The sequence below is a fragment of the Mycobacterium sp. PDNC021 genome (genome assembly GCF_048282635.1).
GTDB classification, from domain to species: domain Bacteria; phylum Actinomycetota; class Actinomycetes; order Mycobacteriales; family Mycobacteriaceae; genus Mycobacterium; species Mycobacterium llatzerense.
On sequence record NZ_CP182502.1, the window covers coordinates 480,112 to 491,570 of the forward strand.

Below are 11,459 nucleotides of genomic sequence, written 5' to 3' on the forward strand. Positions count from 1 at the left end.
GCCTAGCGTGACGCGATCGGGGTCACGTCCATGACCAGCCAGCGGTCGTCCTGCTTCGTCAGCGTGACCCGCAGGCCCAGCACCGTCGCCTGCGCAGGCTTGTTGGGGCTGTTCTGAGTGGCCCGCATGACCACCGCGACACTCGCGAAATTCGGGCCGATGGTCTCGATACCGGCCGAGATGGTGCTGGCCTGGCCGGCCACCCCGCGACTGGTGAGATCCTTGGTGACCGCATTGAACTCGTTGCGGTAGGCCTCCGCGCGCTGCGGCGCCATCAGCGAGGTGGCGCGGTCGATGGAGACGTTCGGTGCGCCGGGGGTGAAGGTCGCCGACGCCTCCGCGACGCTGCTGGCGATACCGACCACCGTGGACATGTCGTTGCTGGTGGCGCGGTCCGGCACCGTCCACTTTGTGTAGCCCACGATGGCGGCCGCGGCCGCGGCGACCGCCGTCAGCCCGACGGCCGCGAGCCGCAACTTGGGCGCGTCGTCATCGGTGCCCATCGTCACGCCGTCCCGGCGGAACAGCACGAAGTTGACCACCGACGCCTGCAGCACCAGCAGCCCGACGATCGTGCCCACCACGACCCACCACAGCGGCCGGTCCAGGGCCAGCCCGATGTAGACGAGGCTCGCCAGCACCGCGAGCGGCGCCAGGACGTCAAAGGCCAGTACCCGCCACGCGTTCCTCATCGCAGCGACTCCAATCGTGAGATCAGCATCTTGCCGCCGACGTCGGACACCCCGAGGCGCAGCCGCCAGCGCACGGTCTGCGGCTTGGCACCGGCGTTCTGGCTCACGGATGTCGCGATCACCATCACCGTCGTGGTGTCCGACGAGATGGCCGCCAGCTCCGGCTGGACCGGCGGTTTGCCCTGCTCCCCCTGCGGCACGTGATGCAGCGTCTCCAGCGCGACGGACTCGATCTGTCCGGCAGTCTGGCTCTGCAGCTTCTGCACCAGCTGGGTGAACGGCGCGACCGTCGCGTCGAAGTCGGCGTTGAGCTGGCCGACCGTGCCCTCGTGCAGCTTCGGCACGTTGACGGCGACGTTGTCCTTGGTCATGTTGATCAGCAGGCTGGCCCACTCGGCGGCGGCCTTCATCGCCTGCGCCTCGTGCGCGCGCTCCGCATCGTCGGCGCGGTGGCCCAGGTAGACCCAGGTAGCCGTCACCACCGCCACAACAGCAAGGACGCCCAGCACCGCCGAGACGATGCCGTAGGGGCTGAAGATTCGATCAGCCTGATCGCTCGGCGGCGTGGCCTTGGCGGCGGGCTTGGCATCCGTGGCCGCGCGGGCCGGAGCGGCGTCTTCCGCTGCGTCTGTTTCGGCGGAGTCTTCGCTGCGCTCGTCGGGCATGCGCGTGAGGCTACCCGCAGCGCCCGCCGGCACTGCAGCGGCGATGGCAGGATGGCGAGGTGACTCTCGAAGCTACCTCTCCCCGATCCGGTATCGACCTGAGCTACCTCGACGCCGGGGCCCGCCCGCAGGACGACCTGTTCGGTCACGTCAACGGCCGGTGGCTCACCGACTACGACATCCCGGCCGACCGGGCCACCGACGGTGCCTTCCGGCTGCTGGCCGACCGTGCCGAGGAACAGGTGCGCGATCTCATCACGACGGCCTCGGGCCCTGTTGGCTCCGATGCTCAGCGCATCGGCGACCTGTACGCGAGCTTCATGGACACCGCGCGGGTCGACGCCGTCGGCCTGGCACCGCTGCTGACTGAGTTGGCTCTGGTCTCCGACGCCGCAGACGCTGCCGCTTTGGCCACTGTGCTGGGCGGGCTGCAGCGCACCGGCGTCGGTGGTGGCGCCGGCGCGTACGTCGACACCGACTCCAAGGACTCGACCCGGTACCTGCTGCACTTCACGCAGTCCGGCCTCGGCCTGCCCGACGAGTCCTACTACCGCGAACCGGCGCACGCCGCGGTGCTGGCCGCCTACCCGGAGCACATCGCGCGCATGCTGAGCCTGGTGCTCGGGGGCGACCAGTCCGAGACCGCTGCCCGGATCGTGGCGCTGGAGACCAAACTGGCCGCGGCGCACTGGGATGTGGTGAAGCGCCGCGACGCGGACCTGAGCTACAACCTGCGGCGGTTCAGCGATCTGGCCGACGAGGCACCCGGTTTCGACTGGGCCGGTTGGCTGTCGGCGGTGGGTACGTCGACCGACGTGGTCGCGGAAGTCGTTGTGCGGCAACCGGACTTCCTGGTCGCGTTCGCGGCGCTGTGGGCCGCCGAACCGCTCGAGGACTGGCAGGCGTGGCTGAGCTGGCGCCTGATCAGCGGCCGCGCCCCGATCTTGACCGACGACCTGATCGCCGAGAACTTCGCGTTCTACGGCCGCCTGCTGTCCGGCACCGAGGAGATCCGGGACCGCTGGAAGCGCGGCGTCGGCCTGGTCGAGGGCCTGATGGGCGACGCCGTCGGAAAGCTGTACGTGGACCGGCATTTCCCGCCCGCACACAAGGCCCGCATGGATGAACTGGTGGCCAACCTGCGCGAGGCCTACCGGGTCAGCATCACCAACCTGGAGTGGATGACGCCGGAAACCCGGCAGCGCGCGCTGGCCAAGCTGGACAAGTTCACCCCCAAGATCGGCTACCCGGCGCGCTGGCGCGACTACTCGGCGCTGGTCATCGACGCCGGCGACCTGTACGGCAACTACCTGCGCGGCCAGGCCGTCGAGCACGACCGAGAACTGGCCAAGCTGGGCAGCGAGGTGGACCGCGACGAGTGGTTCATGACGCCGCAGACGGTGAACGCCTACTACAACCCGGGCATGAACGAGATCGTCTTCCCCGCAGCCATTCTGCAGCCGCCGTTCTTCGACGCCGACGCCGACGACGCCGCCAACTACGGCGGCATCGGCGCGGTGATCGGGCATGAGATCGGGCACGGCTTCGACGACCAGGGCGCCAAGTACGACGGCGACGGCAACCTCGTCGACTGGTGGACCGACGCCGACCGCGCCGAATTCGGTTTGCGCACAAAGGCGTTGATCGAGCAGTACGAGTCGTTTTCGCCGCGCGCACTGGAAGCCTCTCATCATGTCAACGGCGCGTTCACCGTCGGCGAGAACATCGGCGACCTGGGCGGACTGTCCATCGCGCTGCTGGCCTACGAGCTGTCACTGGGCGGCGCGGAAGCCCCGGTGATCGACGGGCTGACCGGTGTCCAGCGCGTCTACTTCGGCTGGGCGCAGGTGTGGCGCACCAAATCCCGTGACGCCGAAGCCATTCGGCGCTTGGCCGTCGACCCGCACTCGCCGCCGGAGTTCCGGTGCAACGGCGTCATCCGGAACATCGACTCGTTCTACGAGGCGTTCGATGTCAGCACCTCCGACGAGCTCTACCTCGAGCCCGCCGAGCGCGTGCGGATCTGGAACTAGCCGGCGTCACCTGAGCGCAGAGTCAGTTGATTCTGCGGCAGGGCGCGACAACTCCCGAGGTGACGGTGAGGGTAAGTGCAGGGTCAACATCGAGCCGAATTTGATTGTGCGTCCTAGCCGTTCGGTACTCGAAGAAAGTCAGCCACAGCGCACACTCAACGAACATCGTGTGTTGAGCGTGCGTTGGCGCCGAGAAAGATCGAGTAGCGAGCAGCGTAGACGCACAGTCAACGCACACACACCAGGCGGAGAGTTCCCCGAAACGCGAAAGACCCCTATTTCCAACGAAATAGGGGTCTTTCGCGTGCGTCAGCGCGTGCCGGAACCGCTCGAGGTCGCGGGAGCCGCGGCGGCAGGGGTCTGCATGCCCCACTGCCAGTCGCCCGCGCCGTCCGAGTAGTTGTACAAGCCGACCGAGTTCTTCACGACGATCGGGTCGCCGCTGCCGAACTGGTCGTAGAACCACTTGGCGTTGTCGGGCGACAGGTTGATACAGCCGTGGCTGACGTTGCGCTTGCCCTGATCGGCCACCGACCACGGCGCGCTGTGCACGAACGCACCGCTGTTGTCGATGCGGACCGCGTTCTGCACCTTCAGCTTGTAGCCCTGCGGGGAGTCGACGGGAACGCCGTAGGTCGACGAGTCCATCACCACCTCCGCGAACTTCTCCAGCACGTAGTAGGTGCCGTTCTTGGTCTCGTCGCCGGCCTTGCCCATGGACATCGGGAAGGTCTTCTCGACCACGCCGTTGCGGCTGATCGTCATCTGGTGCGTCGCGTTGTCCGCGGTGGCGACCAGCGAGTCGCCGGTCCGGAAGCTGGACTTGGTGCCCGCGGCGTCGATGTTGACGACGGTGTTCGCCGGCCAGAAGGCGATGGGCCGCCAGCGCAGCTGCGTGTCGGTCACCCAATAGAACATGCCCGGCACCGGCGGGTTCGACGAGATGTGCACGGCGTCCTGCGCCATCTGCTTGTTGGCGATGGGCCGCGCGAAGTTGATGTAGATCGGCTTGGCCACGCCCACCATGGACCCGTTGACCGGGTTGAAGGTCGGCGGGTTGAACGGCGGCTGCCCGACGAACGGGGTCGGATTCTGTCCGGCCGGGGTGCCTGCCGGGATCGGCTGCGGGTCGCCGGGGACCGGGGCGCCCGGGATCGGCACGGGAGGCGGAAGGGGAGCGAACGGGTCACCGATCGGCGGGATCGGCGGCGGCAGTGGGGCCTCGACGGGCAGGCCAGGATCAATCGGCGCAGCTGCCACGCCTGGGTCCGGCGCATCCGGGTCGGCCAGCGCAGACGGGGTTACGACGGTCATCCCGGCGACCAGTCCGGCCGCCACGACCGCGGTCAGGAGCTTGCTCTTCCACTGCGGCATCCGCCACCTCCAGTTCACAACTTTCCCCAGTGTCGCACAGCAATCTGGCCGGCTACTGGGACTGACCTGCGGCGCAGCCGCAGTACGTCAGGCGGGAATGCCCCCTGACCTGGGTTGTTCATCGGCCGCGCGGCGTCATCTGTTACCTACGCCGCAAAGGCCCGCGACCCGCTAGGACCGCACCAATCGGGCGATCGCCAAACGATCCGCGCACAATCGACCATGTGATTGTTGCATTCAGCGTCAGCCCGATGGGTGGCGACGAAGCCGGGGGTGTCGGCGCAGCCGTCGCAGCGGCCGTGCGAGTGGTGCGAGAGTCGGGCCTGCCCAACGAGACCAATGCGATGTTCACGAACATCGAGGGCGAATGGGACGAGGTGATGGCCGTGGTCAAACGGGCCGTAGAAGCGGTAACTGCGGTGTCGCCCCGCGTCAGTCTGGTCCTCAAAGCCGACATCCGCCCGGGCTACACCGGCCAGCTCACCGCGAAGGTCCAGCGCATCGAACGTGAACTCGGCAGGTAGCCGGATTTCGCTCCACCGCGACCGCTAACACGATCGACACACGGCGGTACTGCCAGCGCCATTATTCTGCCGACAATCGTCAGGCATGGGTTCAGATGCGCACGACGGTCAGGAACGTAGCGACCGGGGAATCAGTAGCGGTCCGGCGATCGGCCCGTCGGTGGCCGAGATCCTCGATTCCCACGCCGGTGGCACCGGCTCCCCAGCCAAGACCGCGGCCCGCGTCGCCGACGCCATCGCCGCCCGGGGTGACGACGGCACCTGGCTGTCCGTCGTGCCCCGCGAGGAGCTGCTGGCGGCCGCGGTCGAGATCGAGAACAGGCCCGGTGCCCGCACCCTGCCGCTGTACGGCGTGCCTTTCGGGGTGAAGGACAGCATCGACGTCGCCAGGGTTCCCACCACCCTGTCCTGCCCTGACTACGCGTACGTCGCGGAGCGCACCGCCCCGGCGGTGCAACGCCTGCTCGACGCGGGTGCGCTCTACGTCGGCAAGACCAACCTCGACCAGTTCGCCACCGGCCTCAACGGCACCCGCACGCCCTACCCGGTGCCGCGCAGCGTCTTCGGTGGTGGCCTCATCTCGGGCGGGTCCAGTTCGGGCTCCGCGCTGGCGGTGGCCCTGGGCCAGGTGCCGTTCGCGGTGGCCACCGACACCGCCGGGTCCGGACGGGTACCCGCCGCCCTCAACGGTGTGGTGGGTTTCAAGCCGTCCCGCGGGCTGATCAGCACGGTCGGATTGGTACCGGCGTGCAAGTCACTTGACTGCCTCAGTGTGATGGCGGGCTGCATCGACGACGTCGACCGGGTGTTCGACGTGATGGCCGCCCGCGACGACGCCGACGCGTGGTCGCGCGACCGGGGCCCGCGCCACGACGGTGGCCCGATCCGGGTCGGGTTGCCTCCGGTCGCCGAGCTGGAGTTCTTCAGCGACGACGCCATGCGCGCGGCGCATCTGAATTTCCGTGCACACCTCGAGCGCCAGGCCGTGATCGTGGACGTGTCGCTCGAACCGTTCCTCGCCGCGGGAGCGCTGCTCTATCAGGGCCCGTGGGTGGCCGAAAGACTGGTCGAGTTCGGCGATTTCCTTGCCCGGCAACCCGATTCGATCCACCCCGTGGTGCGGGAGATCTTCCGCAGCGGGCTGAACTACACCGCGGTGGACGCGTTTGCGGCACTGCAGAAACTGCAGGAGCTCAAAGCCGAGGTGGGCCGCCTCTGGCAGACCATGGACCTCCTGGTGGTGCCGACCATCGGGACCACGTTCACCGTCGAACAGGTCCTGGCGAATCCGATCAACTGCAACACGATGCTGGGTCACTACACACATTTCGGCAATCTGCTCGACCTGGTGGGCGTCGCGGTCCCGCTCGGAGCGACCGGTGACGGACGTCCGTACAGCGCGATGCTGCTGGGCAACGCGCTGTCGGACGACACCGCACTGACCTTGGCCGCGCGAATCCTCGATGAGCCCCGCCCGACAGCCGCGGTCGCCGCGGCGATGGTCGAGGAGTGCGCATGACGACCGTCGCCGTCCCCGCCGAACCCACGCCGTTCCCGCTCGTGCCGGGTCAGACCGCGCTGATCGTGATCGACATGCAGCGCGATTTCCTGCTGCCCGGCGGGTTCGGCGAGAGCCTTGGCAACGACGTGGACCAGTTGCTCCAGGTGGTGCCACCGCTGGCGGCACTCATCGCCGCGGCCCGCGCGGCCGGAATCCTGGTGATCCACACCAGGGAGGGCCACGAACCCGACCTATCTGACTGCCCGCCCGCCAAGCTCAGCCGCGGTGCGCCCTCGAAGCGGATCGGTGACCCCGGCAAGTACGGGCGCATCCTGATCCGCGGTGAATACGGCCACGACATCGTCGACGAACTGGCCCCGATCGACGGCGAAGTGGTGATCGACAAGCCGGGCAAGGGCGCGTTCTACGCCACCGAGCTGCAGGACGTGCTGACCGGTGCGGGCATCACGCAGCTGCTCGTCACCGGTGTCACCACCGAGGTGTGCGTGCACACCACCACGCGCGAAGCCAACGACCGTGGCTACGAGTGCCTCGTCGTATCCGATTGCGTCGGTTCGTATTTCCCGGATTTCCAGCGGGTGGGACTGGAGATGATCACCGCGCAGGGCGGCATCTTCGGCTGGGTCGCGGACACCGCGGCGGTCATTCCCGCACTGCAACAACTCGCCACCCCGTCACCTTCTGCGGTCTAGAGAGGACTGCCCATGTCCACCGACGTCTCCGATCCCCCGGCCGCCGACACCCCGAAGCCGGCCATGTCCATCCCGTGGTGGACGCGCGGCGATACCAACGCGTTCTTCGGGCTGGGGTTCAACATCCTGGTCAACGTGCTGACGCTGACGGGTCTGATGATCGGCGTCGTCAAGGTTCCGGCCGGTGACGTACTGGGCACCATCCTGCCCGCACTCGGGGTGGCCCTGATCCTCGGGAACCTCTACTACACGTTCCTGGCCCACCGGCTCGCCCGGCGCGAAAACCGCACGGATGTAACGGCTTTGCCGTACGGCCCCAGTGTGCCGCACATGTTCATCGTCGTCTTCGTGGTGATGCTGCCGGTGTACCTGAAGACCAAGGACGCGATGCAAGCTTGGCAGGCCGGACTGGCCTGGGCCTTCATGATCGGCATCATCGTGATGATCGGCGCCTTCGTCGGGCCCTATATCCGCAAGCTGACGCCGCGGGCGGCGATGCTGGGCACCCTGGCCGGTATCTCGATCACGTTCATCTCGATGCGGCCCGCCGCCCAGATGTGGGAGGCCGCCTGGATCGGTCTGCCCGTGCTGGCGATCATCCTCATCGGCTTCTTCACGGACGTGAAGCTGCCGTTCGGTATTCCGGTGGGGCTGGCCGCCCTGCTCGTCGGTACCGCCATCGGGTGGATCGGCGGATTCATGTCGCCCCCTGATGTCGCCAAAGCGGTGTCCGACATCGCGATCGGCCTGCCCGATCTGCGGATCGGCATGTTGTTCTCCGGCCTGTCGCATCTGGCCCCGCTGCTCGGGACCGCGATCCCCCTGGGCGTGTACAACTTCACCGAAGCGATGAGCAACGTGGAGAGCGCGGCCGCCGCAGGCGACAACTACAACCTGCGCAGCGTGCTGCTAGCGGACGGCGCGGGCGCGGTGATCGGATCGGCCTTCGGTTCACCCTTCCCACCCGCCGTCTACATCGGCCACCCCGGCTGGAAGGACGCCGGCGGCCGGGCCGGGTATTCGTTGGCCAGCGGCGTGGTGATCGGGGTCTTCTGTTTCCTCGGCCTGTTCGGCGTGCTCGACGCGCTGCTGCCGGTACCCGCGATCGTCCCGATCCTGCTCTACATCGGTCTGCTGATCGGCGCCCAGGCGTTCCAGGCAGTGCCCCGCCTGCACGCCGTCGCCGTGGTTGCCGCCCTGCTACCCAACCTGGCGCAGTGGGCCGGCGGCCTGGTCGACAACGCGCTGAACGCCGCAGGCACCTCGGCCGGTGCGGTGGGGATGGACAAGCTCAACGGCGCGGGCGTGGTCTATCAGGGTCTGCAGACCCTGGGCCAGGGCGCGGTGTTGGTCGGTCTGATCTTGGGCACCATGGTGACCTTCATCCTGGAGAAGAAGTTCCTCTACGCGGCGATCGCGTCGGTCGTCGGTGCGGCGTTGTCGTTCATCGGCCTGATCCACGCGCCCGAGGTGTCGTGGGCGGCCAATCCCCAGGTGGCCCTGGGCTACCTGTTCTTCGGTCTGGTGTGCGCCGGGTATTCGCGGTTACCCGGCGCCAACGACCCGGTCACGGTCGACGAGTCTGACGTGGTTGCGGGGCATTAGCGGCGCGGCACGATCACAACGTCGGTCTGAGGGCAGAGATAACCGTATATACGTTCAACGGCGCTCTCGGGCCGACATCGTGATCGGACTCGGCGTCAGGACCGGACCAGCCGCGCGATCGCCGCGGAGGCCTCTGCCAGCTTCTGCTCGGCCTCGTCGCCGCCAACCGCCACCGCATGGCTCACGCAGTGGCCCAGGTGCTCGTCGAGCAACGCCAGCGCGACCGACTGCAGCGCACTGTTCACCGCGCTGATCTGCGTCAACACGTCGATGCAGTACTTGTCCTCATCGATCATCTTGGCGATGCCGCGGACCTGGCCCTCGACCCGCCGTAGTCTCTTGGCGTAGTTGTCCTTGTTCGGCGAATAGCCGTGTTGGGCCTCCTGCGGCGCATCGCCGTGAGAAGTCTCAGCGTGGCCCCTTGCGGCCCCCGACTCGTCTGCCGTCATAAGCCCAGCGTACCGCATACCCCTTAGGGGTATCCAATGGAATTTCGCTTGGCGGCGGCGGGCATAATTACCTGCATGTCTGCAGATCAGCCCGATATCAAGCCCCGCAGCCGCGACGTCACCGACGGCCTCGAGAAAACCGCAGCCCGAGGCATGCTGCGCGCGGTAGGGATGGGCGACGACGACTGGGTCAAGCCGCAGATCGGCGTCGGGTCGTCGTGGAACGAGATCACCCCCTGCAACATGTCGCTGCAGCGGCTGGCACAGGACGTCAAAGCCGGCGTGCACGCGGCCGGTGGTTACCCGCTGGAGTTCGGCACCATCTCCGTCTCCGACGGCATCTCGATGGGCCACGAGGGCATGCACTTCTCGCTGGTGTCCCGCGAGGTCATCGCCGACAGCGTCGAGACGGTGATGCAAGCCGAGCGCCTGGACGGCTCCGTGCTGCTCGCCGGCTGCGACAAGTCCATTCCCGGCATGCTGATGGCCGCCGCCCGACTGGACCTGGCCAGCGTCTTCTTCTACAACGGCTCGATCATGCCCGGCGTCGCGAAGCTGACCGACGGCACCGAGAAGGAAGTCACCATCATCGACGCCTTCGAGGCCGTCGGTGCGTGCGCCCGTGGGCTGATGTCCCGCGAGGACGTCGACATCATCGAGCGCGCCATCTGTCCGGGCGAGGGTGCCTGTGGCGGTATGTACACCGCCAACACCATGGCGTCGGCCGCCGAGGCTCTCGGTATGTCGTTGCCGGGCAGCGCATCTCCCGTCGCGATCGACAAGCGCCGCGACGAATACGCCCGCAAGTCCGGTGAAGCCGTCGTCGAGATGCTGCGCCGCGGCATCACCGCGCGCGACATCCTGACCAAGGAAGCGTTCGAGAACGCCATCGCCGTGGTCATGGCGTTCGGCGGGTCCACCAACGCGGTGCTGCACCTGCTGGCCATCGCCCGCGAAGCCGAGGTCGAGCTGACGCTCGCCGACTTCACCCGCGTCGGCAACAAGGTGCCGCACCTCGCCGACGTGAAGCCCTTCGGCCGCCACGTGATGAAGGACGTCGACGAGATCGGCGGCGTGCCCGTGGTGATGCGCGCGCTGCTGGATGCCGGCCTGCTGCACGGTGATTGCCTCACCGTCACCGGCAAGACCATGGCCGAGAACCTGGCTCACATCGCCCCGCCCGACCCGGACGGCAAGGTGCTGCGGGCGATGAACAACCCGATCCACCCGACCGGCGGCATCACCATCTTGCACGGCTCGCTGGCCCCCGAAGGTGCCGTCGTGAAGTCGGCCGGCTTCGACTCCGACGTGTTCGAGGGCACCGCAAGGGTTTTCGAGCGCGAGCGGGCCGCCCTCGACGCACTGGAGGACGGCACCATCACGCACGGCGACGTCGTCGTCATCCGCTACGAGGGCCCCAAGGGCGGGCCGGGTATGCGCGAGATGCTGGCCATCACCGGTGCCATCAAGGGCGCCGGCCTGGGCAAGGACGTGCTGCTGATGACCGACGGCCGCTTCTCGGGCGGGACGACGGGTCTGTGCGTCGGGCACATCGCGCCGGAGGCCGTCGACGGCGGGCCCATCGCGTTCGTGCGCGACGGTGACCGCATCCGGCTCGACGTCGCGAACGGCACGCTCGACCTCCTCGTCGACGAGGCCGAATTGGCCTCGCGCCGTGAAGGATTCGAGCCGTTGCCGCCCCGCTACAAGACCGGCGTGCTGGCCAAGTACACCAAGCTGGTCCAGTCGGCGGCCGTCGGCGCGGTCTGCAACTAGGCGTCCCCTTCCCGCGAGCGTGCGTGTCTGTACATGGACACGCCGCAAATGGCGTCCATTTCGCGCACGCTCGCGGGCCGGTACAGTGACGATCGGGCGCGCAGGACCGCCCGACGTCCGCTCGAAG

The 11,459-nt window shown here is 67.9% G+C and carries 10 protein-coding genes; 6 read left to right on the plus strand and 4 right to left on the minus strand.

Annotated features, from left to right (window positions below; translation table 11 throughout):
- Positions 1-2 precede the first annotated feature (2 nt).
- A complete protein-coding gene (locus ACNO8X_RS02190) occupies positions 3-692 on the minus strand; it encodes a hypothetical protein (protein WP_418003965.1) in 690 nt (229 codons plus the stop codon).
- On the minus strand, positions 689-1,357 hold the full coding sequence (locus ACNO8X_RS02195; RefSeq protein ID WP_418003966.1) for a hypothetical protein: 669 nt from the start codon (positions 1,355-1,357) through the stop codon (positions 689-691). Before ACNO8X_RS02195 ends, ACNO8X_RS02190 begins: the two co-directional genes overlap by 4 nt.
- 59 nt (positions 1,358-1,416) lie before the next feature.
- Here ACNO8X_RS02195 and ACNO8X_RS02200 point away from each other — a divergent pair, with 59 nt between their 5' ends.
- Positions 1,417-3,390: a M13 family metallopeptidase gene (locus ACNO8X_RS02200; protein WP_418003967.1), complete on the plus strand. Its 1,974-nt coding sequence runs from the start codon at positions 1,417-1,419 to the stop codon at positions 3,388-3,390.
- Between the two features lie 309 nt (positions 3,391-3,699).
- Here the strand turns inward: ACNO8X_RS02200 and ACNO8X_RS02205 are convergent, their stop codons facing one another.
- The gene (locus ACNO8X_RS02205; RefSeq protein WP_418003968.1) at positions 3,700-4,764 is read right to left on the minus strand and encodes a L,D-transpeptidase; all 1,065 of its coding nucleotides are present in this window, start codon (positions 4,762-4,764) and stop codon (positions 3,700-3,702) included.
- A gap of 224 nt (positions 4,765-4,988) precedes the next feature.
- Between ACNO8X_RS02205 and ACNO8X_RS02210 the strand changes: the two genes are divergently transcribed.
- The 4 genes from ACNO8X_RS02210 (at position 4,989) to ACNO8X_RS02225 (ending at position 9,107) form a co-directional block, all read left to right on the plus strand.
- Complete coding sequence (locus tag ACNO8X_RS02210) at positions 4,989-5,288, plus strand: MTH1187 family thiamine-binding protein (protein ID WP_418003969.1); 300 nt, start codon at positions 4,989-4,991, stop codon at positions 5,286-5,288.
- A gap of 85 nt (positions 5,289-5,373) precedes the next feature.
- Complete coding sequence (locus ACNO8X_RS02215; protein ID WP_418003970.1) at positions 5,374-6,807, plus strand: allophanate hydrolase; 1,434 nt, start codon at positions 5,374-5,376, stop codon at positions 6,805-6,807.
- Positions 6,804-7,502 (plus strand): cysteine hydrolase family protein, encoded by a 699-nt coding sequence (locus tag ACNO8X_RS02220; protein ID WP_418003971.1) that lies wholly within the window; start codon positions 6,804-6,806, stop codon positions 7,500-7,502. The genes ACNO8X_RS02215 and ACNO8X_RS02220 overlap by 4 nt, the downstream gene beginning before the upstream one ends.
- Before the next feature lie 12 nt (positions 7,503-7,514).
- Complete coding sequence (locus ACNO8X_RS02225; RefSeq protein ID WP_418003972.1) at positions 7,515-9,107, plus strand: regulator; 1,593 nt, start codon at positions 7,515-7,517, stop codon at positions 9,105-9,107.
- Between the two features lie 95 nt (positions 9,108-9,202).
- Here the strand turns inward: ACNO8X_RS02225 and ACNO8X_RS02230 are convergent, their stop codons facing one another.
- Positions 9,203-9,556 (minus strand): metal-sensitive transcriptional regulator, encoded by a 354-nt coding sequence (locus ACNO8X_RS02230; RefSeq protein WP_418003973.1) that lies wholly within the window; start codon positions 9,554-9,556, stop codon positions 9,203-9,205.
- Between the two features lie 75 nt (positions 9,557-9,631).
- Here ACNO8X_RS02230 and ilvD point away from each other — a divergent pair, with 75 nt between their 5' ends.
- Complete coding sequence (gene ilvD, locus ACNO8X_RS02235; protein WP_133760165.1) at positions 9,632-11,332, plus strand: dihydroxy-acid dehydratase; 1,701 nt, start codon at positions 9,632-9,634, stop codon at positions 11,330-11,332.
- Positions 11,333-11,459: the final 127 nt, after the last annotated feature.

Coding starts and splice junctions, on each gene's coding strand:
- ACNO8X_RS02225 (WP_418003972.1), top strand. CDS start 7,515: ATGTCCACCGACGTCTCCGATCCCCCGGCCGCCGACACCCCGAAGCCG.
- ACNO8X_RS02205 (WP_418003968.1), bottom strand. CDS start 4,764: ATGCCGCAGTGGAAGAGCAAGCTCCTGACCGCGGTCGTGGCGGCCGGA.
- ilvD (WP_133760165.1), top strand. CDS start 9,632: ATGTCTGCAGATCAGCCCGATATCAAGCCCCGCAGCCGCGACGTCACC.
- ACNO8X_RS02215 (WP_418003970.1), top strand. CDS start 5,374: ATGGGTTCAGATGCGCACGACGGTCAGGAACGTAGCGACCGGGGAATC.
- ACNO8X_RS02195 (WP_418003966.1), bottom strand. CDS start 1,357: ATGCCCGACGAGCGCAGCGAAGACTCCGCCGAAACAGACGCAGCGGAA.
- ACNO8X_RS02230 (WP_418003973.1), bottom strand. CDS start 9,556: ATGACGGCAGACGAGTCGGGGGCCGCAAGGGGCCACGCTGAGACTTCT.
- ACNO8X_RS02190 (WP_418003965.1), bottom strand. CDS start 692: ATGAGGAACGCGTGGCGGGTACTGGCCTTTGACGTCCTGGCGCCGCTC.
- ACNO8X_RS02220 (WP_418003971.1), top strand. CDS start 6,804: ATGACGACCGTCGCCGTCCCCGCCGAACCCACGCCGTTCCCGCTCGTG.